23 protein-coding genes and 1 pseudogene are annotated in these 23,391 nt (G+C 57.4%); 6 read left to right on the top strand and 18 right to left on the bottom strand.

The window, feature by feature from the left end; genetic code table 11:
- Positions 1 to 5 precede the first annotated feature (5 nt).
- Complete coding sequence (locus PM3016_RS04500; RefSeq protein ID WP_013914731.1) at positions 6 to 1,124, top strand: GerAB/ArcD/ProY family transporter; 1,119 nt, start codon at positions 6 to 8, stop codon at positions 1,122 to 1,124.
- 72 nt (positions 1,125 to 1,196) lie between these two features.
- The gene (locus PM3016_RS04495; protein ID WP_013914730.1) at positions 1,197 to 1,511 is read left to right on the top strand and encodes a hypothetical protein; all 315 of its coding nucleotides are present in this window, start codon (positions 1,197 to 1,199) and stop codon (positions 1,509 to 1,511) included.
- Positions 1,512 to 1,634: 123 nt separating this feature from the next.
- Here PM3016_RS04495 and PM3016_RS04490 read toward each other — a convergent pair whose 3' ends face one another.
- The 3 genes from PM3016_RS04490 to PM3016_RS04480 form a co-directional block, all read right to left on the bottom strand.
- A complete protein-coding gene (locus tag PM3016_RS04490) occupies positions 1,635 to 2,306 on the bottom strand; it encodes an NAD-dependent epimerase/dehydratase family protein (RefSeq protein WP_014368579.1) in 672 nt (223 codons plus the stop codon).
- 187 nt (positions 2,307 to 2,493) lie between these two features.
- Positions 2,494 to 3,117, bottom strand: a complete 624-nt coding sequence (locus PM3016_RS04485) for a DUF3298 and DUF4163 domain-containing protein (RefSeq protein WP_013914728.1) — start codon at positions 3,115 to 3,117, stop codon at positions 2,494 to 2,496.
- Positions 3,118 to 3,264: 147 nt separating this feature from the next.
- Positions 3,265 to 3,648 (bottom strand): VOC family protein, encoded by a 384-nt coding sequence (locus PM3016_RS04480; RefSeq protein ID WP_014368578.1) that lies wholly within the window; start codon positions 3,646 to 3,648, stop codon positions 3,265 to 3,267.
- A gap of 218 nt (positions 3,649 to 3,866) precedes the next feature.
- On the opposite strand from PM3016_RS04480, the gene PM3016_RS04475 reads away from it, so the two are divergent.
- Positions 3,867 to 4,634, top strand: a complete 768-nt coding sequence (locus tag PM3016_RS04475) for a sulfite exporter TauE/SafE family protein (RefSeq protein WP_013914726.1) — start codon at positions 3,867 to 3,869, stop codon at positions 4,632 to 4,634.
- A gap of 259 nt (positions 4,635 to 4,893) precedes the next feature.
- Here the strand turns inward: PM3016_RS04475 and PM3016_RS04470 are convergent, their stop codons facing one another.
- From PM3016_RS04470 to yyaC, 3 genes are all read right to left on the bottom strand, one after another.
- Positions 4,894 to 5,184 (bottom strand): hypothetical protein, encoded by a 291-nt coding sequence (locus PM3016_RS04470; RefSeq protein ID WP_013914724.1) that lies wholly within the window; start codon positions 5,182 to 5,184, stop codon positions 4,894 to 4,896.
- 300 nt (positions 5,185 to 5,484) lie between these two features.
- Entirely contained in the window at positions 5,485 to 7,308 is a 1,824-nt protein-coding gene (locus tag PM3016_RS04465; RefSeq protein ID WP_014368577.1) for an ABC transporter ATP-binding protein, read from the bottom strand.
- The gene (gene yyaC, locus PM3016_RS04460; RefSeq protein WP_013914721.1) at positions 7,308 to 7,865 is read right to left on the bottom strand and encodes a spore protease YyaC; all 558 of its coding nucleotides are present in this window, start codon (positions 7,863 to 7,865) and stop codon (positions 7,308 to 7,310) included. The genes PM3016_RS04465 and yyaC overlap by 1 nt, the downstream gene beginning before the upstream one ends.
- A gap of 176 nt (positions 7,866 to 8,041) precedes the next feature.
- Between yyaC and PM3016_RS04455 the strand changes: the two genes are divergently transcribed.
- Both PM3016_RS04455 and PM3016_RS04445 read left to right on the top strand, forming a co-directional pair.
- Positions 8,042 to 9,286, top strand: coding sequence for a glycosyltransferase family 2 protein (locus tag PM3016_RS04455; RefSeq protein ID WP_013914720.1), 1,245 nt, complete (start codon positions 8,042 to 8,044; stop codon positions 9,284 to 9,286).
- Positions 9,287 to 9,794: 508 nt separating this feature from the next.
- A pseudogene (locus tag PM3016_RS04445) lies at positions 9,795 to 10,963 on the top strand (IS3 family transposase).
- 590 nt (positions 10,964 to 11,553) lie between these two features.
- Here the strand turns inward: PM3016_RS04445 and PM3016_RS04440 are convergent.
- The 3 genes from PM3016_RS04440 to PM3016_RS04430 all read right to left on the bottom strand — a co-directional run bounded on the left by PM3016_RS04440 (position 11,554) and on the right by PM3016_RS04430 (position 14,364).
- Entirely contained in the window at positions 11,554 to 12,054 is a 501-nt protein-coding gene (locus tag PM3016_RS04440; protein ID WP_013914716.1) for a copper amine oxidase N-terminal domain-containing protein, read from the bottom strand.
- Positions 12,055 to 12,286: 232 nt separating this feature from the next.
- Entirely contained in the window at positions 12,287 to 12,817 is a 531-nt protein-coding gene (locus PM3016_RS04435; protein WP_013914715.1) for a DUF1572 family protein, read from the bottom strand.
- Positions 12,818 to 12,972: 155 nt separating this feature from the next.
- A complete protein-coding gene (locus PM3016_RS04430; RefSeq protein WP_014368573.1) occupies positions 12,973 to 14,364 on the bottom strand; it encodes a family 4 glycosyl hydrolase in 1,392 nt (463 codons plus the stop codon).
- A 165-nt stretch (positions 14,365 to 14,529) separates the two neighbouring features.
- Between PM3016_RS04430 and PM3016_RS04425 the strand changes: the two genes are divergently transcribed.
- Positions 14,530 to 15,381 carry an AraC family transcriptional regulator gene (locus PM3016_RS04425; RefSeq protein ID WP_014368572.1) on the top strand — a complete coding sequence of 284 codons (852 nt, stop codon included), beginning with the start codon at positions 14,530 to 14,532 and terminating at the stop codon, positions 15,379 to 15,381.
- A gap of 118 nt (positions 15,382 to 15,499) precedes the next feature.
- Here PM3016_RS04425 and PM3016_RS04420 read toward each other — a convergent pair whose 3' ends face one another.
- The 9 genes from PM3016_RS04420 to PM3016_RS04380 form a co-directional block, all read right to left on the bottom strand.
- Entirely contained in the window at positions 15,500 to 15,823 is a 324-nt protein-coding gene (locus tag PM3016_RS04420) for a hypothetical protein (protein ID WP_014368570.1), read from the bottom strand.
- Between the two features lie 94 nt (positions 15,824 to 15,917).
- Complete coding sequence (locus tag PM3016_RS04415; protein ID WP_013914711.1) at positions 15,918 to 16,427, bottom strand: dihydrofolate reductase; 510 nt, start codon at positions 16,425 to 16,427, stop codon at positions 15,918 to 15,920.
- A 62-nt stretch (positions 16,428 to 16,489) separates the two neighbouring features.
- Positions 16,490 to 17,284 (bottom strand): thymidylate synthase, encoded by a 795-nt coding sequence (gene thyA, locus PM3016_RS04410; protein ID WP_014368569.1) that lies wholly within the window; start codon positions 17,282 to 17,284, stop codon positions 16,490 to 16,492.
- 150 nt (positions 17,285 to 17,434) lie between these two features.
- Positions 17,435 to 18,079 carry a YveK family protein gene (locus PM3016_RS04405; RefSeq protein WP_014368568.1) on the bottom strand — a complete coding sequence of 215 codons (645 nt, stop codon included), beginning with the start codon at positions 18,077 to 18,079 and terminating at the stop codon, positions 17,435 to 17,437.
- A 21-nt stretch (positions 18,080 to 18,100) separates the two neighbouring features.
- The gene (locus PM3016_RS04400; RefSeq protein WP_014368567.1) at positions 18,101 to 19,423 is read right to left on the bottom strand and encodes a UDP-glucose dehydrogenase family protein; all 1,323 of its coding nucleotides are present in this window, start codon (positions 19,421 to 19,423) and stop codon (positions 18,101 to 18,103) included.
- 19 nt (positions 19,424 to 19,442) lie between these two features.
- On the bottom strand, positions 19,443 to 19,931 hold the full coding sequence (pssE, locus tag PM3016_RS04395) for a PssE/Cps14G family polysaccharide biosynthesis glycosyltransferase (protein ID WP_014368566.1): 489 nt from the start codon (positions 19,929 to 19,931) through the stop codon (positions 19,443 to 19,445).
- Positions 19,928 to 20,386 (bottom strand): PssD/Cps14F family polysaccharide biosynthesis glycosyltransferase, encoded by a 459-nt coding sequence (pssD, locus tag PM3016_RS04390; protein WP_013914706.1) that lies wholly within the window; start codon positions 20,384 to 20,386, stop codon positions 19,928 to 19,930. Before pssD ends, pssE begins: the two co-directional genes overlap by 4 nt.
- A 22-nt stretch (positions 20,387 to 20,408) precedes the next feature.
- The gene (asnB, locus tag PM3016_RS04385; protein WP_014368564.1) at positions 20,409 to 22,283 is read right to left on the bottom strand and encodes an asparagine synthase (glutamine-hydrolyzing); all 1,875 of its coding nucleotides are present in this window, start codon (positions 22,281 to 22,283) and stop codon (positions 20,409 to 20,411) included.
- Positions 22,284 to 22,313: 30 nt separating this feature from the next.
- On the bottom strand, positions 22,314 to 23,378 hold the full coding sequence (locus tag PM3016_RS04380; RefSeq protein ID WP_014368563.1) for a glycosyltransferase family 4 protein: 1,065 nt from the start codon (positions 23,376 to 23,378) through the stop codon (positions 22,314 to 22,316).
- Positions 23,379 to 23,391 lie beyond the last annotated feature (13 nt).

Here is a 23,391-nt window from a genome sequence, read left to right as displayed (position 1 = left end):
ACGCCATGAAGGCACCGATTCTGAATGCCCGGCAGCTCTACTGCCTTGTATTTCTGTTCGAGCTCGGCAGCGCCGTCATTGTCGGTCTCGGCATGCAGGCCGAGCGGGATGCCTGGCTTGCCATCCTGATCGGCATGAGCGCCGGCCTTCTTCTGGCGGTCGTGTTCCTGTATGTGTACCGCCGTCATGAAGGGCACTCGCTCATCGGCATTCTGCAGCTGCGGCTGGGCCCGGCGGCAGGCCGTCTGGTCGGCGGAATCTACGTCGCCTACTTCCTCTATATCGCGGCCCGGGTGCTCCGGGATTTCGGAGAGGTGCTGGTGACGACCATCCTCAACCAGACGCCGCTGCTGTCGGTGAATGCCCTGATGGTCGTCATCATCTGCTGGTCCTTGTCGCTCGGGATGGAGGTGATCGGCCGGTCGGCGGAGATCATCATCCGGCTCGTGAGCTTTATGGCCATCGTCACCGTACCGGCCATCCTCGCCTCCGACATCCTCGAGCCGCGCCGGTTCCTGCCGGTACTCGAGAAGGGGCTGATGCCCGTCCTGCAGACAGCGTTCCCGCTGACCCTGACCTTCCCCTTCGGCGAAACCATCGTCTTCCTGATGGTCCTGCCGCACCTGTGCAGCAGCCGGAAGGCGGCGAGACCTTTCCTCCTGGCAATGCTGACCGCCGGACTTACGCTGACCGCCGTCGTCTCCCTCGATATCGCTGTTCTGGGGCCCGGCCGCGCGGCCGCCGAGCAGTTCCCCCTGCTCGCCGCCCTGGGCAAAATCCAGGTCGGCGAAGTCATCCAGCGGCTGGATGCCGTGGCCCTCAGCACCCTGATCCTGGGCGGCTACTTCAAGATCACGATCTTCACCTACGCCGGCGTACGCGGCTTGTCGGAGCTGACCCGCACGAGCGGACGCAAAGCGGAGCTTGCCCAGCTGGCTGCGATAGGGCTTTTGATCCTGGCGGCTTCGGTCGGCATGAGTGCGAGCTTCCCCGAGCATATCGATGTCGGGCTCAAGAAGGTCCCTTATCAGATGCATCTGCCGCTGCAGGTGGGGGTTCCCGTGCTGCTCGCTCTGCTCGCGCTGGTGTTCTCCCGCCGCAAGAGGCCGTATCCCTCGGCGTAAAGCCGTCCCGTTCCCCTGTACCCACTCCGCCCTTCCTTGCATACGATGCTGTATGGAAGGAGAGTGGGCCCCATGAATCCCGGCAACAAAATGAAGCACAGCCAGCCGCTGCCCTCCGCCCGCCAAATCCGGCGCACGTGCAGCCGCGAGCTGTACCGGGCGCGGAAGAAGCTCGGCGGATGGATTCCCCCCGAGAAGGTAAGCCAGGCCGAAGAGCTCTATTACAAGAAAGTGCTGCTGAACCTGCCCTACATTGCCGAGAACGGCAGCAACCGCAAGCTGCTTGCGGACTGGTTCGACGAGAACGTCTGCGGGGAGATCGCCGAGCTGTGGAGCGTGGAGCCGGAGGCGCTCGGCCGCGCCTTCCGCGAATCGTTCGGCGGTTGAAAGAACCGCATGCCAAAAAGCTCCATAAGCTTCGGGACTGCAAGGGTTCCCGGTCTTAGGAGCTTTTTTGGTGATTGTTTGGAAAAGCTTCCGTGCTTCATGGATTCCTTCGGTGCACGCCGGTCAGCGGGACAGCTCTGCAATCCGCTCGGACTCCCACACCTGCTCGCCCCCGTGCTCCCTGAGGGCTGCGCGGATCATGCCCCGGGCCACGGCAGCCGCCTGAATGGGCTTGTACCTCTGCAGCGGCCCCCGGAACAGGAACGGCATGGCGCCGCTTACGGCTTCGGCGAACTTCTCTCCCGGGCGGTGGTCGTTCTTCCGCTGTCCGAGCAGCAGCGAGGGCCTGAAGAAGTGAAGCTCGGGAAGCCCCAGCGCGCGGAGGGCCTCCTCCATCTCCCCCTTGACCCGGCTGTAGAAGAACCGGGACGACGAATCGGCACCGGTGGAGGAGACGACGAGCAGCCGCGAAGCCCCGTGAGCGCACGCCAGACGTCCGAGCGTCAGCGGATACTCCAGGTCGACGCGCCGGAACTGCTCCTTCGAGCCGGCCTTCCTGATTGTTGTGCCTAGTGCGCAGTACACGTCCGCCCCCGGCAGCTTGTCCCGGAGCAGCGGCTCCAGCTGCGCCTCACTCCAGTCGGTCACGAGCTCCTCCGGCTGCCCGCCCTCCCAGTCCGTGCGGCTGCGGACGAGCGCAATGACTCTTCCGCACGCCGCATCCTGCTTGAGCTGCCGGACCAGCTCCCTGCCGATTAATCCTGTTGCTCCCGCTACGATTGCTGTCTTGTTCATGCGGTGTGCTCCCTCCTGCCTGCCATCTGTTGTTCTGGGGCTGCGCCTCTGCTACCTATGCTGCCTATGCTGCCTTGTTCCCGTGCTGCCGCAGCTTGTCCGCCGGCCGGGCCCGCGGAACCGGCTGCACGGCCACGAGGGTTGCACTTCGGGCCGGGCCCTCCGGCACTAGCGGTCCGGGCTGCGGTTACATCAGCCGGCCGATCGGGCCCTGCGGATCGATGATGTCCTTCACCTCGGCGAACGGAATTTCGAACGTCGGGAATCCGTAGACATAAGGCGTGTATTCATACAGCTGAAAATAGATGCCAATCGCTTTGTCCGTCAAATAGTAGGGCTGCTCCGGTGTGATCGTCTTGAACTCGGCGATCATCGGGATATCGCGCTCCTTGAACTCCCGCGCAATAATCTTCGATAACCGGCCGATGTAATCGCTGCCCGGCTTGAACAGATCGGCCAGCGCATACAGACGGCCGTCTTCAAGATCGAAGGTCTGCGAGCTCTGGTAGGTGATGCCGTGGGCCGCCTTCTCCGCATAGCCGTAGTTCTCATAGAGCAGGCTCAGCAGCTCTTTTTGGTGCAGCTTGACGTGATAAGTACCGGTAATCGTCTTCGTCTTATCCTGCACGTAGCCCTGGATGCGGATCAGATCATAGACCGCATCGAGAATGGCATGATTCACCATCCGCTGCACGAATCCGTTCCTCAGCCCGGCTACCTGCGGGTATTTGACATCAAGTCTGGGTTTGACGAGCCGGCGCGTCATGATTCGCTCCCGCGGTGCCCGGTCCTCGCCGCTGATCCATTCCATGGTATTCTTCTCCCCTGCCCTCGTTTCGGGATGGACTCGGCACCCTTGCGGATGCCCCTTTCCCGGTTACGATACGATATGCGGGTGAATGCCCATGGGTGACAGCCCGGAGGCGGAGCAGCGGCTCACGGCCTTCTCCGGCCGGGGTCACGGAGCCGGCTGGAACAATTCGAGCCGCTCCCCGTCCGGCCCCTGGAAGAAGGCGATGCGGACTCCGTTCAGAATGACCTTCGAACTCCCCTCCTCGAACCGTACGCCCAAGTCCTGCAGCCGCGCCATCTCCCCTTCGATGTCGCTTACCGTGAAAGCCACATGGTTGACGATGCCGCTGCCCGACAGGCCCTCCGTTCCCCGGCCGATCAGCTCGATCTCGATATGCTCCGAGCCGGGGAAGGACAGGAAGCCGAGCTCCGGCCCGTTGTCGATCTGCTCTCTGCGGGCCAGCTGCAGTCCGAGCACCTCCGTATAGAAGCGGATGGATGCATCCATATTGCTGACCATAATGCCAATATGCTCAAGCTTGTGAATCATTGACGTCACACACCTTTCGTCCATCGAATGGTTGCTGTGGTTCAGGGTATACGGCCCCAACATATCACGCCGGAAAGCAAAAATGCAACGCCGCAGTAACGCTGTGACGTTGCATCCGAAAAGATTGCCCAGGGCAGCTTCCGGGTCTATACTGAAAAAATGTTCTCAGCGCGGAAGGCGCCGAACATCATTCTCGAATATTCAAAGGAGTCGTAACCATGGAATGGCCTTCAACGGATATGCTCTTGTTCCTGATCGCTGCCGGATTCGTGGCCTCGTTCATCGATTCGGTGGTAGGCGGCGGCGGACTGGTTTCCGTTCCGGCACTGATGCTCACGGGACTGCCCCCCAGCATGGTGCTCGGGACGAATAAGCTGGGCGGCACACTGTCCTCCCTGACGAGCACAGCCTCCTTCCTCGCTTCGGGCAAGGTCAGCGGCAGGCTGGTGCTGCTGCTTTTCCCCCTGGCGTTCATAGGGTCGGCATTCGGGACGTACACGGTCCATCTCGTACCCTCGTCCTTCATGCGACCGCTTGTTGTCGTGATGCTGATCGCCGTCCTGGTCTATACCTTGTTCAAGAAGAACTGGGACGGCACCGGCGTGCAGCTGAAGTGGACCGGCCCGCGCCGGCTCGTGATCGGCCTCGCAGCCCTGGTCATCGGATTCTACGACGGCTTCTTCGGCCCCGGAACCGGATCCTTCCTGCTCTTCGTTTTCCTGCTGTTCGGCTTCGACTTCGTAGGGGCAAGCGCCAATGCCAAGGTGCTGAACTTCGCAAGCAACATCGCCAGCCTGGCCGCGTTCTTCCTCCTTGATTCCGTACATCTCGGCTACGGGATTCCCATGGGCCTGTCCATGATCGCCGGCGCTCTGGTCGGCTCGCAGCTCGCCATCCGCAAAGGATCGACTTACGTCAAGCCGCTGTTCATCATCGTGACCGGCATCCTGATCGGCAAACAGCTCTGGGACCTGGCTGCCGGCTGACCCGACAGTTCCGCTTGCGTGCAGTGAAGGTGAGTCGAACGGATGGACAAATAAGGATTGGACGCCAAAAGGCTGCATGCTCTCGGACGAGAGCGAGTGGAGTAAACGGGGGCAGGGTGCGGCTGGAGAAGGAAATCAGGCAGGCATCATATGGGGGCTTGTCCCTGTTGCGCTCAGAGACAAGAACGGCGGCACACTTCCCACCATTCCCGGCTGCCGGTCCCGCTGAATTTCAATAGACCTGTCATCCAAGCTGTGGTCAAACGCCGAAAACGGCGACGGTGGACAGATGATCCGTGAGGTTCACGCGGCGTGCCTGATTGCTCAGCATCTCCGTGAACGGGTTGTTGACGATATGAGGGTTGGCTACCGGACGGATATCGTCCCAGACGCATTCCACGCCGCGGCCTCCCGCATCGCCCGCAAACATTTTGCAGCCCCCGCAGAATTTCTGTTTCTGATGATCATCGAGCGTGACGATTTTATTGCGAAGACAGCAGTAAATCTTGCCGTTCGTATCGGTGATATTGATGTGGTTGATTTGACGCATATGCATGCGCTCCTTTCCGATGTCTGATGATGAAGTGGATTCTCTTTTGTTCCTTCGTACCGCTGTTTGTGAATTTCCATAAAAGAGTAATACCCATTATATTCAATCCTGAATCTTTCTATGTAAGATATCCGCCCGCCCCGCCAAAAAAGTTTTCCAAGCTTCTGGAAGACTATTCCTGGGGGGCCTAAAAAAACGGAACCTGTCCAGACCGGGCGCCGGGGATACCCCGGAAGTCCGATAGGGACAGGTTCCGTTATTCTTGATGCATTCGTAAGGCGTCTGCGCTCTATATTCCGCTCAGGACGACAGTGGAGTTCCTCCTGCAGCAAATTGGGTGTGGAACAGCTTGGCGTACAAGCCCCTCTTCTCCAGCAGCTCCTCATGCCGCCCGCTCTCAGCCACTCTGCCGCCTTCGAGCACGACAATCCGGTCAGCCGAGAGGATCGTCGACAGCCGGTGGGCGATGACAAGCGTCGTGCGCCCGCGCATCAGCTCATCCAGCGCCGCCTGCACGTAAGCCTCGGAAGCCGAATCGAGGTGGCTCGTCGCCTCGTCGAGGATGAGAATGCGCGGGTTCTTCAGGATCGCCCGCGCAATCGCCAGCCGCTGGCGCTCGCCGCCCGAGAGCCGGTGCCCCCGCTCGCCGACCTCCGTGTCATAGCCGGCCGGCAGCGAAGCGATCACCTCATGGATATACGCCTGGCGGCAGGCTTCCTCCAGCTCTTCGGGCGAAGCATCCGCCCGGGCGAAGAGCAGATTGTCCCGCACGCTCGCGTGGAAGAGGAACGACTCCTGCGTGACGAAGGCCACCTGCGACCGCAGGCTCTCCAGCGTCACGCTGCGGATGTCCTGGCCGTCGACGGTGACTTCCCCTTCCGTCGGGTCATAGAGCCGGGCCAGCATGCCGATCAGCGTCGACTTGCCGGCGCCGCTCGGCCCGACGATCGCCACCACCTCGCCGGGCGCGGCTTCGAAGGAAACCCCGCGCAGCGCATACTGGCCCGGCTGGTAGGCATACGATACGCTCCGGTAGGCGATGTGCCCCCGGACCGGCGGCAGCACTTTGGCGTTCTCCGCCTCCCGGACCTCCGGCACCAGATCCTGGTATTCAAAGAGGCGCTGGAATACCCCGAGCGCCGTACCGACCTCCACCCGCAGGTTGAGCAGGGTGCCGACCGGTCCGTACAGGCGGCCCAGATAAGCGGCGAAGGCTACGATGCTCCCGATGGTCATCGAGCCGTCGATGACCTTCCAGCCGCCGTAGAGATAGATCAGCGCCGTGCCGAGCGGCCCCAGCACGCCGATCACCATCCCGTACCAGCGGCCTACGAGGTTGAGCCGCAGCTCCAGATCCATGACCTTCTCGTTGAGCACGGCGAACTGCTCCTGCTGCCGCCGCTCGCCCTGGAAGATGCGGGTGAGCATCGCTCCGGACACACCGAAGAGCTCGCCGAGCCGGGCCGACATATCGCCCCGCACCCGCTGGGCCTCGCCCCGCAGCTTCTTGCGCACGGCCGACACCCGGCGCACCGGCAGCAGGAACAGCGGCAGGACGGCCACCGACAGGATGGCCAGCTGCCAATCCAGCGCAAAGAGAATCACCACGGTCGTCAGCACGATGACCGACTGGGTGACCGCCGACACGACAAGCGTCGTAACCACGTTCTGCACCGCCTGTACATCGCCGGTCAGCCGCTGGATGATCTCCCCGGACTTCGCGTCAGTAAAAAAACTCATCGCCTGCCTCTGCAGGTTGCCGAACAGGGATTGGCGCAGATCGCGCATCACGCCTTGTCCGACCTTCGTATTCTCATGGTTCTGCCACACCCCGAGCAGACCGCTCAGGAGCGGCAGCAGGACCATGAGCACCGTGAGCAGGACCAGCTGGCGGCGGTCCCCGTCCGGCAGCGCATGGTCGATGATCTCCTTCATCACCAGCGGGGGAATCAGTCCCAATACGGCCCCTCCAAGTGCCATCACAAGAATGGCCGCCAGCTGCCAACGGTACCCCCGGAACAGCCGGTAAATGCGTGCCGTCGACACGTCTTCCAGCTTGGCCCTTCCCCGATTCTGGACCCGGTGCATCGGTCCGCCTTCGCCGAAGCCGCCTCCCTGCCGCATCACTCTTCCTCCTGCGGCCCGGCGGGGAGGGGGCCCGGCAGGAAGGTGCCGAGAATGCCCGCCGTGATTTCCCGGGCCATATTCATCACCCTGTGCAGGGATGTGCTCTGCAGAATCGCATACTTCTGTCCCGCATCCACGTTCACGATGGCCGCTATGGAATAATCGCCGACATGGGGCAGCTGCTTGCCTACCGATTTGCCCGGCTCGATCGGCCGGTTCGATACCTGATACCAGCCGAGCGACGCCGGCTGCCCCAGACAGGCATCGATCGCGATCACCTTGCGGCCCGGCGGGATCTCGGCGAGCCGCTCCCTCATGTTGCTCGCGTCGAAGGGGCGGGCCAGTGTGCCGATGACCCCGCGGAAGCCGGCCTCCTCCAGCATCGTGCCGACCAGCGGCCCGAGGGCGTCACCGGTCGAACGGTCCGTGCCGATGCACAGGAACTGCAGGTTCTCCGCCGACACGCCTTCGCTGCGGATCATCCGCAGAAACTCCGGCAGCTCGGCGGCTCTTATCTTCTTGCGGAACAGGGGTTTCGCCTGCTCTCCCGTCATTCTTGTTCTCCCCCCACACTCATCATTCGTCCTCAGCCCGCATTCTCTCCATTGTAGCATACTGCAGCCCAGGTGGCTCTTTCAAGATTTGGAACGGGCTGGGCGGGCATGCTATAATTCGTAAAACCAACGCATGCTTACACGCGGCCCCAAGCGGGTCGAAAGGAGGTTGCCGGGTGCGCTTTCTCTTGCTGTGGGCGCTCGCCGCACTGGGCTATTGGCTGGTCCTGCTCTGGGATACCCTGCGGGCCAAAAAATGGATGTTTACGCTCCCCCCCTCGGCGGGTAATACACGGATAAATCATCAATCAAACATACAGGGTTCACCGGATTCCTCCACGCGTCGGGCTTCCTTGACGGATGCTCCTCTGGTTTCGGTCATTATCGCGGCCAAGGAGGAAGAGTCTTCGATCACCGAGACGGTCCGGCATCTGCTCAGCCAGAACTATCCGCGCCTGGAGATTATCGCGGTGAATGACCGCTCCCGAGACGCCACCGGCCGCAAGCTGGACGAGCTTAGGCGCTGGTCCGAGAGCAAGGCGGACATCACGGTGCCGCTGCGGGTGATCCATATTACCACGCTTCCGCAGGGCTGGCTCGGCAAGAACCACGCCCTTTACCAAGGATACCTGCAGGCCAGGGGGAAGCTGCTGCTCTTCACGGATGCCGACGTGCGGTTTCACCCGGATACGGTGGCGGACGCCGTCCGCTATCTGCAGGAAGAGCAGGCCGATCACCTCACCCTGTCCCCGGATATGATGGTTAAGGGCCTCTGGCTGAAGGCGTTCGTTGACTATTTCTTCTTCACCCTCTGCCTGTATCTGCGCCCGTGGCGGGCCAACGACGACTTCCAGTTCAAGGCCGGCATGGGCATCGGCGCCTTCAATCTCATGACCCGTTACGGGTATGAGAAGATCGGCACCCACCGCGCCATCGCGATGCGCCCGGACGACGATCTGCAGCTCGGCCGCCATGTCAAGCAGGCCCGGCTGCGCCAGCGTCTTGCCTCCGGCCATCACCACATCGGCGTGGAGTGGTACAAGAGCCTCGGCGGCGCGGTCGAGGGCCTCGAGAAGAACATCTTCTCGGGCTTCGGCTACCGGACAGGCCTCGCCATCCTTGCAGTGCTCGGGCAGCTGGCCCTGTTCCTGTATCCCGTGCTCGGCATGCTGCTGATTCCCGGAGGCACGGCCTGGATCTGTGCGCTGGCCGTGGTGACGATGGCCGCCGTCTACCTGCTGCTGATCCGCTCCCTGACCGGCAAGGCCGGCTGGACGGTCCTGCTGCTTCCGCTGACGACAGGCCTTCTGTGCTACGTCGTCGTCCGTTCGGTCTGGCTGACCCTCAAGCAGGGCGGCATCTACTGGAGAGGCACGTTCTATTCGCTTAAGGAGCTGCGGCGGATGCAGGAAGAAAACTAGATTTCATCAAACCTTAACACTGCACCGCCCCCTCCTGAGCTACAATAGATTTCAGATTCTCACGAACAAAGGAGAGATCGATGATGAATTTCAGTTTGAGACAATTGAAGTATGCCATGCTGAGCATGCTGATCACGTTCGCTCTGATTGTCATTTATCAATACGCCGGGTCGATGTAATAGAGGAGCACATGCCTATAATAAATAGGGCGGATCAGGCTGACGTACCGCAGGTACGAAAAGCCGGATCCGCCTTCTTGTTGTATTCGGGCCACTGCGCTGTGGAGGCGTGGACCGGCCAGGCCTGCATTAACACGGATTTTTCGTGTTAATTGGCCGCTGCTGCGCTCCTCGGGGCGCACTCCCGCTCATCTTACACGGATTATCCGTGTTCCGGAGCCACCGAAGAAAGGCTGCTTCCTCCCCAACACGGATTTTAGAGCTAGTATAGATAGTGGACACCCGTTAAGAGAATTTGAAATAATGGATCTTAACGAGGAGGTGTTCACATGGGTGAACAGCGGCAGAGATACAATGAAGAGTTCAAGCAACGGACGGTTAAGTTTATACAAAACCAAACGAAAACAGTGGCGGACATTGCTCAAGAACTCAACATCCCGGCAAATACTGTACATCAATGGATAGCCAAGTACAGGGACTTCGAAAGTGAGCCTGTAAACAGTGGCGAAAGAATACGTGAACTGGAACAGTCTGACAAGGAAAAAGAGCGTCGGATCGCCGATTTGGAAGAGGAGCTGGCCATCCTAAAAAAAGCATTGCACATCTTCAGCAAGCCAAAGAACTGACCTTTCAGTTCATCGAAAATCACCGCTCCGAGTTTCGAGTGGAGAAGATGTGCGATACATTGGGCGTTTCCCGGAGCGGTTATTACAAGTGGAGAACTGCAGAGCCAAGTGAGCAAGAGCTTCGCAGAGCCAAAGTTATGGAGCGGATCAAGTTCCATTTTTATGACAATGAGGGCCGGTATGGAAGCCCCAAAATTACACATCTTCTAGGACTCGAAGGATACAAAATAGCCGAACGGACTGTGGGCATCTACATGAAGGAACTGGGTCTGCGCTCTTGTGTTGCTCGCAAGTTCAGAGTGATAACGACGGATTCGAATCATGATCATCCGATTGCCCCAAACATCTTGAACCAGGAGTTCAAAGTCGCTCAACCCGGCAAGGTTTGGGTAGCCGATATTACTTACATCCCTTGCCGCGAGGGACGTTTATATTTAGCCAGCGTGTTGGGTCTCTGTACCCGCGAAATCGTGGGATGGCGTCTCAGTGACCGGATGACGACAGACCTGGTGCTTGACGCTTTGAAGAACGCCTATGCAGCCAAAAAGCCCAAGAAGGGGCTTATTCACCATTCTGATCGCGGTTCACAATATGCGTCTGCCGACTACAGAAAGCAGCTCGCTGCATACAAGATGAAAGCCAGTATGAGCCGCAAGGGGAACTGTTACGACAATGCTTGTATTGAGTCGTTCCACAGCGTGCTCAAGAAGGAGTTAATTTATTGTACCAAGTTCAAGACAAAGCAGCAGGCTTATAATGAGATCTTTGAGTATATCGAATTCTTCTACAACCGAAAAAGAATTCATGGGGCTCTGGGCTACTTGTCACCAGTTCGCTTTGCTGCTCAAATTTCTACGAAAAAAGCGGCATAATTTGTGTCCACTTTCTTGACGGAGGTCCATTTTCCGTGTTAACCCAGCCGCTGCTGCTCCTCGGGGCGCACTCCCGCTCATCTTACACGGATTATCCGTGTTCCGGAGCCACCGAAGACCGGCTGCTCACTACCTAACACGGATTTTCCGTGTTAACCCAGCCGCTGCTGCGCTCCTCGGGGCGCACTCCCGCTCGTTTTACACGGTTTTTCCGTGTTCCGGGGCCACCGAAGAACGGCTGCTCACTACCTAACACGGATTTTCCGTGCTAATCCGCCGCTGCAACACCGTAGAGCGCTGCTCACACAGGTTTTACACGGTTTTTCCGTGTTAGAGAACCGCGGCGGCAACGCGAGTCGTCTCGCTTTGCTCTCCCTGCCGCAGACCAAAAAGCCCGGGATCGGCCTCCCGGGCTCAGCTTCTTCAGGCAAAGGGCCCGCTCTGGATCTTGCTGCAGCGCGATTCGCTGAAGTGGCCAGCGGCTGGACGGCTGCCGACTAAACAGCCCAGTTCCCTGCGCAGCAGGCTCAAGCCGTGCAGCCGCCGCATCCCACCGCCGCGGCCTCACAACGCCGCCTCTGCTAGGCGCCTTAAGCCCCCGCCGCTTCCGGCTCCGGATCCGCCGCCTTCTCCTCCGGCGGGGCTCCCCCGTCTGCCGGAGCTTGCGTATGGAGCCGCACGGCCGTCTGCTCGCCGTCCCACTCCACCTCGACATGCATCGCTTCCGCCAGAAACCGCAGCGGCACGTACGCCAGATCGTGCTCGATCCGGGGCGCCTGCTCGAGCAGTACGCGCCCTTCGGCGGAGTTCGCAATCCGGTTGCCGATGTACATCGTGACCGTCTCTCCGCCTTTGACCGCTGTCACCGACTGCTCGCCGTTCTCGACGCGGTAGGCCACCTCGAAGCCCAGCTTCTCGCTGATCGCCCGGAAAGGGACAAGGGTGGTTCCCTGCTCCAGGATCGGCGGGTGCTCGAAGATCACCTGCTCGCCGTCCACGAAGACGCGCACAACAGGCGCCTCCTCCCGGGCATGGACCGGTGCTGCGAACAGCAGCAGCCCTGCCCATATACCCAGCATCTTTCTCTTCATTCCAGCACCTTCCTTCCGTATGGATCAGCACCCCATTCAGCCGGGGTCTCTATGAATTCGTTGTTCTATTACTCTATCACCGGGCCTGACCCTCCGGCAAGCCCTTTCATCTCACCTCGCGGATACCCCAAAAAGGCTGCACCGCCAACCAGCTCTCACGTCAGCGGATACAGCCTATATTATGGATCTTGCCATGCTTGAACCTTGCAGCGCATCCCTAACAGCAGCGGAGTCACGTCCCCGGCCGGAAAGCGCGGGATTGGCCTCTCGCAATACTCAAGGTCTGCCAGCTCTCGCTGCGCAGGTGCTTGCCGAGAAACACCATCTGCCCCACGTGGTAGCCATAGTGGGACACCTGGCGCTGGATCGCCTTCACGACGGTGTGGGCCTCGCCCCGGATCGTGACGGTCCGCAGCAGATCGGCCGGCTGCAGCGACTCCAAGGTGCCGAACACCACGGCCCAGCCCGCTTCCCACAAGGCCAGCAGCTCTTCCCGGCCGGCTCCCGCTCCTTCGAACTCGCCGTCACGGTCGCGGTCCGGCTTCTCCCCGTCCGTGGTGAGAAAGTCGGTCCAGCGGGAGACCATATTGCCGTGCATATGCCGGATCAGAACTTCCATGGAGTTCGATTCCGGATCCAGCGCTTCCCCGAATTGTACGTCCTCAAGCTGGGCCAGCGTCCGGTCTCCCAGCGCTTTCATGCTCCGGAATGCCTGGATCGATTCTTCCAGCATGACCTTTCCCAGTTCTTGCGCTTCTCCCATACCTGCACCGCCTCCGCCTAATTTCTTCCACTTTACCGCAGCGGGCAGGCGGTTGTATATTTCAATATTTTTTATCAGGGTGATACTCGGACGCCTCTGTAGGTCCCGCGCTTTCCACCTTCACATCTTTATTAGGGTAGGGTTTATCCAATCACCTACTCATACCAATAGCTCGGGATGATATCCTTTTCCCGCTCCAACAGCTCCTTAATGATCAGATCCGCATCATGGATGGAATTCACCAGCGGGTCGGTCATGAACGCTCGTCTCAACTTCGTAAAGCTGCGCTCCACCACCGCCTCGGCCGTTAATTCGTGCGTGTCCAGTACCAGTTCCTGCATCCCCCGAATGCCCCTCGGCATGTCGCCCACAGGAAGCGGCTTGATTCCATCCGATAAGCTGACTTCACTTAGCAGCTCCAGGAAGGCGTCATCATTCATGTTGGTTACCGCACCGTTATTAAGCGTATTGATAAAGAACCGTTTGCCCAGATTGCCCACCATGCTTTCAATGATATCCGTCGCATGATCGGGGCCCATGATCTTCATATAGTCAGCGATAGGAATTCGGCCGGAGATGAAGTCGTCCACCTGCCGCCACATCTCCTCATGACGCTTATAGCGGTCCTCCGTCTCCCAGATCGATAAAGGCGGGATGGCGTCCTCCGTCTTCCCGAGCCCCTGCCAGTAGCGGACGTATTCCTTGGTGTGGGCCGTGCAGGTCGGGATCGATCCGAAAATATCATAAAGCTCATAGGTGATGGCGTCGTTATGGAGGGCCTTCGCTCCTTTATCCCCGCCGTCATTTTCCGTTCCCGCCGACCTCCGCAAGGCTTCGGCAATCAGAGACATGACATCCTTTCCGTCATACTCCGCTTTCAGCAGCCAGGTAAAATGATTGACACCCGCTATGCGACAATCGAATCGGCGGTCGATCTCTTCGGTGAATTCGCTTGGATGCTGAATGATGCCTGCCCGAATCGCGTAATGTGCTTTCTTATGCGGCATGTGATGGCTGTCGCACAGCGCAAACGATTTGAGTTTGGGGGCATATCGGCTTAAGGCGATCCCATGCACGGTGGAGGGATTAATGTAGTTGATCACCCAGGCATCCGGACAAATTTCTTCGATATCCTTGGCGCATTCCATAATGACCGGCAGCTCTCTCATCGCCCTGAAGATCCCGCCCGGACCGATCGTATCCCCGGAACACATGCGAATTCCGTATTGTAAAGAAACTTCGCAGTCGATGCCCCGATATTTGACCGAATCCTTGGCGAAACTGAGCACGACGAAATCAGCGCCCTGCAGAACCTCTCTCCGGTTCGTCGAGCCTTCCACCTGAAGCGGCACGCCGTTTTCCTTTGCCACCATCTTAGCAAGCGTGACCATCTTGGACAGCCTTTCTTCGTCCGAGTCTACCAAGGCAAGGGTCCCATTGTTCAAATAGGGGGATTGCACCATCTGCCAAATCGACTGGCGCCCAAAGAATAAACTGCCCGCTCCGATGACTACGACCTTCGGCTTCGATATTCTCGTCTCTTCCATGATAAAGCCCTCCTCATAGGTTATATCCTCATTATAAGAACAGGGGTTCAAAACAGAATGGGAGGCGGTTTCAGAAACATGTCAAATAGTACGCTTTCGACGCTCCTTCCGATTCCATGGTATAATACTCCGGCACGTCCTATGTCTTTAAGTAGAGGTGGACCCATGAATTCAACCATGCCGGTCATGGACATTTTTAATGAATTGTCAGAGTTCATAACCCTTCGAATGAAATCCTGCAAAGAGCTTACTCACGACAGGGATTGGCATGAACATAAAGCACATTCGGACTATGATCTCTGGTTCATTCAATCGGGTACCGTCCAAATTCATATCGGTGAAACCGAGCATACGGCAAACCCTGGAGATGTCGTCTTCTTTTATCCGGGGGTTCCCTATCGGGCAGCATCCACGGATAAGGGCTGCCGGTTCATTTATGCTCATTTTGATTTTGGGATGGGAACGCAGCAGCGAATATTGAACGATTTTCGGCTGTCGGGCATCATAACGAGGGAGCTGATCCAGGACGAAGCCATCCTGTTCGATAACTCGTTCAGACAAGTAGAGCGCTTTGGCGGTACCTCCGGCAACCGGTTACACCTCAAGGCCTGCATGACCGCCCTTATTGCCAAAATCATTGAACTCTATGGGAAAGGGCACTATCACGGCACCTTTCCGAAGGAAAGAATGCCAGGACATTCCCAAGGGAAACTCGATCTTCTGCAGCCGGTGTTCCAATACATCCATAACCATCTGCATCAATCGATTCGAATGAGCGAGCTTGCCTCGCTGGTCGGCATATCCGAAAAGTATTTTATCTCTTATTTCAAAAAGGCCCTGGGCCTTACTCCAGGGCAGTACATTTACCAGATTAAAATGAACCGGGCGAGAGATTATCTGTACGAAAAAAAGTATACGGTCCACCAAATTGCCGGCTTTCTCGGATATCCCGACCCCTTCACCTTTTCCAAGGCCTTTAAAAAGTATTATGACGTCCCCCCGTCCAAGTTCGTGTAATGTGACCGGATAGGGGGCTGTTTCTGCGTCTGGTCCTGTCGCATGCTTAATAAAGAAAAAAAGCTCAGGGCCACGCCCATGGTTGGGCAGCGACTCCTAAGCTATGGGCAGCCGAAAGCTATCGAACCTGCTTCGGCAGCTCGGTATTCTGCGACGTGATATCCAGGCTCTGCTCCGACTGGGTGAGCTCGTTCTGCACCTGAACGAATTCCTGCCCATGATGCTCACGGTCGCGGGAATTCAGCTTCAGCTGGGCTTGGGCATTGCCGAGGGCATGCTGTGCGGTCTCGAGCTGGGCCAGCGCCGTCCGCAGCTTCTGAGGATTCGACTCCAGCTGGGCATGCCGGACCGCCATCTCGGCATCCTTGGCTACCTGAATGGCCTTCTCTACGTTGTCGATGACATGCCGGTTCGGCATCTGATGCTGATTCACTTCGGTCATGTTCGGCATCTCCTCTCGGATCTTCGTCAAGCCTTAACATGTGCCAAAGAGAGCCGCTTCATTCCCGGAAGCCGGCACCAAACGGATTTACCCGCTAGTTCGCCGCCCGTTCGTAGATGACAAATTCATAATCGTAAGGGTTCCTCTCATCCTTGGGCCCTTTCGTGCGGGACACTTCCTTCCACTCCGTCCGGTCAAGCTCCGGGAAGTAAGTGTCCACCTCGAATGTATGGTGAATCTCCGTGATGTACATGCGGTCGGCGTACGGCATCAGCAGGGAGAAAATCTCCGCTCCGCCGATAACGAACAGCTCCTCGTCCGCTTGTTCTCCTCCGGGGCGGTACGGCTTCACCGCATCCTCTGGAGACGTTACGGTCTCACAGCCCGGTGCCTCGAAGGACTTGTCCCTTGTGAGAATCACGTTGCGGCGCCGCGGAAGCGATTTGCCTCCCAGCGAATCGAAGGTTTTGCGTCCCATGAGCACCGTATGCTCCAGGGTGGTCTGCTTAAAATAGGCAAAATCGGCCGGCAAATACCAGGGCATCCTATTCTGGTACCCCAGCCCCCGGGCTTCATCCATTGCGAACATATAAGAAACCGTCATGAGGCACTCCCCCTTCCATATCGTGTCCGTCCATTACTCCAACCGGGCACAGCGCCCTGCGATTAAACCGCAATCGGCGCCTTGATGGCCGGGTGGCTCTGGTATCCGGTAATCTCAAAATCTTCATAGCGGTAGCCAAGAATGGAGTCCGGCTTGCGCTTGATAACGAGCTGCGGCTGCGGATACGGTTCACGGGTCAGCTGCAGCTTCACCTGCTCGAGGTGGTTGGAATAGATATGCACGTCGCCTCCGGTCCAGATCAGCTCGCCGACCTCGAGGTCGCACTGCTGGGCTACCATATGCGTCAGGAAGGCGTAGCTCGCGATATTGAATGGCAGGCCCAGGAACGTGTCGACCGAACGCATCTGGAACATGCAGGAGAGCTTGCCGCCGGCCACATAGAACTGGAAGGCATAATGGCACGGCGGCAGCGCCATCTGATCCACTTCGGCGGGGTTCCAGGCACTCACCAGATGGCGGCGCGAATCCGGATTCTTCTTCAGCGCCTCCACAACCGCGCTAATCTGGTCGATGCTGCGGCCATCCGGTGCTGGCCACGAACGCCACTGGGAGCCGTAGACCGGTCCGAGGTCGCCGTTCTCATCCGCCCACTCGTCCCAGATCGTTACTCCGTTTTCCTTGAGATAGTTGATATTCGTATCTCCGCTTAAGAACCACAAGAGCTCGTGCAGGATCGACTTGATATGCATTTTCTTGGTGGTCAGCAGCGGAAAGCCCTCGGCCAGATTGAAGCGGAGCTGTCTGCCAAAGACGGACAGCGTTCCCGTACCGGTACGGTCCTCCTTACTCACACCATGTTCCAATATATCTTCGAGCAGTTCCAAATAAGCTTTCATCGGTCACCTCAAATAACCATTTCTTCCGCCAGCGAAAGAAGTTTTTGTTGTCCATTATACCAGAGCAGCGGCAACGCCTCCATACGAAAAGCCTGCCGCCACCAGTCAGGTGGGGACAGGCTCTTCTCGTTCCTAAAGAAAGGCGCGCGATCAGCTGAATTCGAGAGGCTTCTTGCCCCTTCTGGCCGTTGTGCTTCTCTGCGATTGAACCTGCAGGAAGATGGCCAGCAGGCCCACGAGCACTCCCACTACAGCGGCAACCGCCATATTGATCAATGGCTTCGGCTGGGATGGCGCATCGGCCGCTTCCGCCGCATCGATGAGCTGTACGCTCTCGTCCACGGTAATCTGCCGCGAATATTCGATGAACACCACCGCTACCTGATTGGCAATGACGGCGGCACGCTCAGGACTGGCGTCCTTTGCCGCAGCGACAAGAATATGGGTGTCGTTTTTGTTCGAGATCTCAAGCTTCTGGCTGAGCTCTTCCACCGTCATCTGTGCCGCCCAGGTATGGCTGCGTTCCAGCTGATCTTTCACCTGCTTCAGGACCGTCTTGGATTTAATCAGTTCCTTGTAATCCTTAACAAGGCTCGAGCCCGCGAGCAGCTCTTGATAGAGATTGTTCGACGGGGTTTTGTTCGACTTCAGCACGTACATCGATGCCGAAGCCTCGTACTCTTTCTCCATATGAAAATAACTGACGTATGCGGCGGCACCCACGCAGACCAATACGGCGATCAACAGGATCCATATTCTTCTGAGGATGATACTAATCAATTCGGACAGTTCCATTGGTTCCTCCATTTAGACGGCTTAAACACCGACACCGTAGTACGCGAATCCTTGGTTCGCCATTTCGGCCTTATCGTATATGTTGCGAAGATCGAAGAAGTTGGGGCTGACCAGCAGCTCCTGCACCCGCTTCAGATCCAGATTCCGGAATTGATGCCACTCCGTTACGATGACGACTCCGTCACAGCCCTCCATGGCCGAGTATTCATCCGTGCAGAACTCTATGCCGCGGACTCCTTCGAGTCTCCATCGGCCCTCTTCCATTCCTGCGGGATCATACACCCGGAAGGAGACGCCGCGCTTCTCGAGCTCTCTGATGATGGTAAGCGAAGGAGCGTCCCTCATATCGTCGGTCTTCGGCTTGAAGGTCAGCCCGAGGATCGCCAGCTTCCTGCCGGCCAGTCCGCCTTCATAGGCGGTCTCAATCTTCTCGACCATGTTCAGCTTCTGCCTCTCGTTCACCTCAATGGTCGTCTCCACGAGACGCATCGGCGAATCGTATGCCTGCCCGATATGCGCCAGTGCCAGCGTATCCTTGGGGAAGCAGCTTCCGCCGTAGCCCGGACCCGCGTGCAGAAACTTGGAGCCGATCCTTCCGTCCTTCCCGATCGCCTGAGCGAGCTGCTGCACATTCGCACCGACCTTCTCGCACAGGTTGGCGATTTCGTTGATGAACGAGATCTTGACGGCCAGGAAGGCGTTGTTCGCGTACTTGATCATCTCGGCCGTTTCGATATTGGTGAAAATAAACGGCGTCTCGTTCAGGTACAGCACGCGGTATACCTGCTTCATGATATCCTTCGCCCGCTGCGACTCCGTGCCCACCACGACTTTGTCCGGGTGCGTGAAGTCATGCAGCGCATTGCCCTCACGCAGAAACTCAGGGTTCGAGACCACGTCGAATTCGAAGGACTTGCCGGTTTCATCCAGCACCTGCTGGACCACTTCTTTGACCTTCTGGCCCGTGCCGACCGGTACGGTGCTCTTATTTACGATCACCTTGTAGCCGTTCATGCTGCGGGCAATCTGCTCGGCTACGGTGAGCACATATTTGAGATCGGCGCTTCCGTCTTCCCGCGCCGGCGTCCCGACGGCAATGAAAATGACCTCGGCCTGCTCTACCGCGGACTGAATATCCGTCGTAAATTCAAGACGGCGGTACTGAATATTGCGCGTTACCATTTCCTCAAGACCCGGTTCATAGATAGGTATATGGCCTTCCTTGAGCCTCTTGATCTTCGTCTCGTCAATATCGACGCAAATGGTCTCAAGACCGAAGTCAGACAAGCATGTACCGGTAACAAGACCTACATAACCGGTCCCTACCACAGCAATCTTTTGCATTTCGCACCCCTGTTTTTTATTAATTACGCACTGTCCGGCCGAGGAAGTTATCGATCAGGCTGACGATCTTCTGGTTGCCGCTGACGTAGTCTATCGGTTCGAAGGTCTCGATCGCCCGGAGCGCCTGCTCCAGTCCGCTCACATCCTCCAGACCGATAATGAAGTTCTTATCTGAGAACAGATTGATAATCTCGGTCTGATGATCATCCACATGTTCCGCGTATTTCTTCAGGCGGGGAACCGCAATGATCCGTTTCTTCTTCCTGAGCCCGCCGACGATCGTGCCCGTTCCCCCATGCGTGATGAGGATGCGGCACTGGTCCAGCAGGTCTTCAAACTCGTCGAACGTCGTGAATTTCGTATACTTGAAATGCCGCGGCACATAGCTTGAATAGCCGGTCTGGGCGATGACTTCTTCCTGAATCACTTTTTTCTCGATCAGTTCATCGATCTTCTCGAGCAGACGGTTGAACGGAAAGTCCTGAGTACCAAGCGAGACCAGTATCAATAGATGCTCCCCCCATACACAGCTTTTGGATAATGTTCCAGCATCTTCTCCCACTGCACAATGAACAAGTCGGCGAACTTGTACATGAGCTTCCCTGTCATCGTCGGCGTGTCCATCTTCGCGAAGCTCTCGATGAAGATCAGTTTGATCCCGAGCATCTTGCCGATGACGCAGAACGGAATGGAGCTCAGCGCACCGGTGCAGATAATCACGTCCGGCTTTTCCTTCAGCAGAACCTGCACCGACAGGAGCAGGTTCACCAGGAACAGATAAAGGAAATTCCACTTTTTGCGGTTGATGAGCCGGAGAAAGTAAATTCGCTCCTTCTCTGCAAACTCGCGTGTCATCAGCGTGTCTTCCGTGATGAAGAAGTGGTCGAACCGCTTGTACATTTTTTCAAGCTGTCTCATTTGAGTAAAGTGTCCGCCTACCGAGCAGGCCAGAGCAATTTTCATGTATGTCACCCCAGGCATCAATCTAGTCTATACAAGCCCGAAACCATATTTCCAAATTCAGCAGCGTCCACAGCTCTTTCTCATAGTTGACCGTACCGCGGCTGTGGGCGGAGAACATCTCCTCCACTTTCCCGGCCTCGAAGATCCCTCTGCTGCGGAAGGTATCCGACAGGAGATGCTCGCCTACGAAGTCCTTGAGCTCGTTTCGGAACCAATCCCCTACCGGTACGTAGAAGCCAATCTTCTTGCGGTAAATGAGCTCCTTCGGCAAATACCGCTCCGCAAGCTTCTTGACGATGTACTTGCGCTCCATGCCCCGAATCCGGTAGTGCTCCGGCAGACGGAAAGCGAACTCTCCCACACGGTAATCGAGGAAAGGAAGACGTCCTTCCACCGAGGCGGCCATCACCATCCGGTCGCCTCTCTCGAGCAGGTTGTCCGAAAGCCAGTACTTCACATCCTGATACTGCATCCGGTTCATGTTGGTTGTTCCCTTGAGCACGGAAGGCTGCCGCTCTTCCCTGCTTCCGAGGTACTGTTCCTGGAACTCCCGGGTGAACAGCGTGCGTGCCGCCTCTTCCCCGATGGAGGAGAACCAGCGGTCGTAACGCTGCCGGTCATCGTCAATGCATAAGGTATGGTAAGCGAGCTTGGCTTTGCGTGCAGAATAGGGAAGCGCGTTGATCGCCGCGGCTGCGAGCGGATTCTTGAGCAGACCGCGGAACCACGGAGCCTTGGCAAACCGGTCATAGGCATACTTCGGATAACCGGCGAACAGCTCGTCGCTCCCTTCCCCGGTCAGGATGACGCTGACATCCTTCTTGGCCATCCGGGACAGCATATACATCGGTACATCCGCCGACTCGGAAAGCGGCGCATCCCTGTAAGTTACCGCCTGATACAGGTGCTGTGCGAAGTCGGACGCGCTCACCTTGAGCTCCGTATGATCGGTTCCGAAGCGCTCCGCCACTTGCCGGGCAAAGCCCAGTTCGCTGTACCTTTCGTCTTCGAACCCGACGGAGTAAGTCTTGATCGGCAGCGCGCTGTACTTCGCCATCATGGCCACAATCAGACTCGAATCGAGACCGCCGCTCAGGAAGGCTCCTACCGGTACGTCGCTGATCATCCGAAGCCGGATCGAATCCAGCAGGAGCGCATCAAGCTCCTCTACGGCATCATCGAACGACAGGGGAAGCTCTTCGAAATTGTCGATATCCCAGTACTCCTTGAGCTCCGCCTTGCCTTCCTTATAGATCAGGTAGTGGCCCGGCTTCAGCTTCTCAATGCCCTCAAAGATCGTGTCCGGATGATCCACGTAGCGCTTCCGGGCATATTGGTAGAGCGCCCCGAACCGCACTTCTTTCTTTACGCCCGGGAATTTCCACAGAGCCTTGAGTTCGGATGCGAACGCCAGCCCCTTCCCCCCCCGCAGCGAATAATACAGGGGTCTGACCCCAAAACGGTCTCTGGCGATGAACAGTTGTTTCTTCCGGTGATCGTATATTGCAAAGGCGAACATGCCGTTGAGATGCCGGAGGCAGCCTTCACCATACTTTTCATACAAGTTCAGGATGACTTCCGTATCGGTTCCCGTCCGAAAGGTCCAGCCTTCCGCTTCCAGCTCGCGCCTTATAGTGTGGTAATTATAGATCTCTCCGTTAAAAACAATCGACGTATTCCCGCTGACCGAAGCCATGGGCTGTTTACCATTGTCGCTGAGATCAATGATGCTCAGCCTCTTATGCCCGAGGCCGATCACCTCCTGCCGGTCACCTGGATAGAAGCGGATCCCATGATTGTCCGGCCCCCGATGATGGATTTCCTCGATCATCGCCTGCAAAATTTCAGGACGGGCCTGATTCGCATCAGAGGTACAAAAACCTGCGATACCACACACTGATAAGACTCCTTTCGGGCGGACAACCGCCTACCCGGATGCCACCGATTTATAAATTTGATGAAGATTTCCTACAACCAGCCCCAAATCATGGGGAGCTACAAGCGAACGGCTCTTCTGTCCGAACCGGCGGCGAAGCTCGGCGTCCTCCGTCAACCGGGTTACCGCGCGGCCCAAAGCCTCCACATCCCCCGGGGTAATGACAAAGCCATTTTCGTTATTAAGAACAACTTCCGGGATGCCTCCCACATTCGTACTGATAATCGGCAGTTCATAGGCCATCGCTTCCAGAATCGATACCGGCAGCCCCTCCTGATAGGAAGGAAGAATATAGACATCGGCATTCTTCAGCATGGCCGCTTTCGTCTCGCCGTCGATCCAACCGTGGACAATGCAGGTATCCGTCAACTGCTTCTCTTCTATAAGCCTCTTCAGCTTCTCGATCTCATGATTGCCGCATACGTGCAGCAGCGTTCGCTGCCTTGCAGATTGATCCAGGCGGGACAGCGCCTCCACCAGATCGTAAATCCCTTTTCTCGGCCCGATCTCTCCCATGAACAGCAGCTGCACCGGCCTGTCCTCCCCTTCACCGGCCGCGTTCCATGCCGCAGGAACCTGGATGGGGTTCGGCAGAATCCAGATCTTCTCGTTGCCGCAGTACGTCAGGACCAGCCCTTTCATCTGCTCGGACAGCACGATAATTCCATTCGAGCGGTTCAATGTCCGGCGGATCAGCCATGCATTAAACCGGCTCCGGTCATGGAATTCCTGGAAACTCGACCCGTGAATATGAAAGATGACTTTTTTGCCGAACAGCCTCAGCAGAAAGGTATATAGGGCTTTACGATAAAAGCTGCCGTCCGCTGCGGAGTGAAGATGGTAGATCTTATAGAATGGAAGTTTGAACAGCAGCAGAAGCATCGCCCACAGCGAATATATGATCCTGAGAAGCGGATGGACGGAATCGATATAGGAAGCGTGCCGGGCCATCGTACAACCGGGATGCGCCGCGGTGATCCCTTCGATTAACGAATTAACAACAGAGGTGATCCCACCTTTCACTGTTTTGGCATTGGCTACTGTCATGATTTTCATCTGTGGCTCACTC

This window comes from Paenibacillus mucilaginosus 3016, from assembly GCF_000250655.1.
Lineage (GTDB): Bacteria > Bacillota > Bacilli > Paenibacillales > NBRC-103111 > Paenibacillus_G > Paenibacillus_G mucilaginosus.
This window is presented reverse-complemented; position numbering and strand designations above follow the sequence as displayed.

Excerpts from the sequence above, each read along its gene's own strand:
- PM3016_RS04490 (WP_014368579.1), bottom strand. The coding sequence starts at position 2,306 with ATGAACAAGACAGCAATCGTAGCGGGAGCAACAGGATTAATCGGCAGG.
- PM3016_RS04435 (WP_013914715.1), bottom strand. The coding sequence starts at position 12,817 with ATGGGAGAAGCGCAAGAACTGGGAAAGGTCATGCTGGAAGAATCGATC.
- pssD (WP_013914706.1), bottom strand. The coding sequence starts at position 20,386 with ATGAAAATTGCTCTGGCCTGCTCGGTAGGCGGACACTTTACTCAAATG.
- PM3016_RS04440 (WP_013914716.1), bottom strand. The coding sequence starts at position 12,054 with ATGAAGAGAAAGATGCTGGGTATATGGGCAGGGCTGCTGCTGTTCGCA.
- PM3016_RS04475 (WP_013914726.1), top strand. The coding sequence starts at position 3,867 with ATGGAATGGCCTTCAACGGATATGCTCTTGTTCCTGATCGCTGCCGGA.
- PM3016_RS04405 (WP_014368568.1), bottom strand. The coding sequence starts at position 18,079 with ATGGAACTGTCCGAATTGATTAGTATCATCCTCAGAAGAATATGGATC.
- PM3016_RS04430 (WP_014368573.1), bottom strand. The coding sequence starts at position 14,364 with ATGGAAGAGACGAGAATATCGAAGCCGAAGGTCGTAGTCATCGGAGCG.
- PM3016_RS04400 (WP_014368567.1), bottom strand. The coding sequence starts at position 19,423 with ATGCAAAAGATTGCTGTGGTAGGGACCGGTTATGTAGGTCTTGTTACC.
- yyaC (WP_013914721.1), bottom strand. The coding sequence starts at position 7,865 with ATGACGGGAGAGCAGGCGAAACCCCTGTTCCGCAAGAAGATAAGAGCC.
- PM3016_RS04380 (WP_014368563.1), bottom strand. The coding sequence starts at position 23,378 with ATGAAAATCATGACAGTAGCCAATGCCAAAACAGTGAAAGGTGGGATC.
- PM3016_RS04425 (WP_014368572.1), top strand. The coding sequence starts at position 14,530 with ATGAATTCAACCATGCCGGTCATGGACATTTTTAATGAATTGTCAGAG.
- PM3016_RS04480 (WP_014368578.1), bottom strand. The coding sequence starts at position 3,648 with ATGATTCACAAGCTTGAGCATATTGGCATTATGGTCAGCAATATGGAT.
- PM3016_RS04420 (WP_014368570.1), bottom strand. The coding sequence starts at position 15,823 with ATGACCGAAGTGAATCAGCATCAGATGCCGAACCGGCATGTCATCGAC.
- PM3016_RS04415 (WP_013914711.1), bottom strand. The coding sequence starts at position 16,427 with ATGACGGTTTCTTATATGTTCGCAATGGATGAAGCCCGGGGGCTGGGG.
- PM3016_RS04465 (WP_014368577.1), bottom strand. The coding sequence starts at position 7,308 with ATGCGGCAGGGAGGCGGCTTCGGCGAAGGCGGACCGATGCACCGGGTC.
- PM3016_RS04485 (WP_013914728.1), bottom strand. The coding sequence starts at position 3,117 with ATGGAATGGATCAGCGGCGAGGACCGGGCACCGCGGGAGCGAATCATG.
- PM3016_RS04495 (WP_013914730.1), top strand. The coding sequence starts at position 1,197 with ATGAATCCCGGCAACAAAATGAAGCACAGCCAGCCGCTGCCCTCCGCC.
- PM3016_RS04470 (WP_013914724.1), bottom strand. The coding sequence starts at position 5,184 with ATGCGTCAAATCAACCACATCAATATCACCGATACGAACGGCAAGATT.
- PM3016_RS04500 (WP_013914731.1), top strand. The coding sequence starts at position 6 with ATGAAGGCACCGATTCTGAATGCCCGGCAGCTCTACTGCCTTGTATTT.
- thyA (WP_014368569.1), bottom strand. The coding sequence starts at position 17,284 with ATGAAAGCTTATTTGGAACTGCTCGAAGATATATTGGAACATGGTGTG.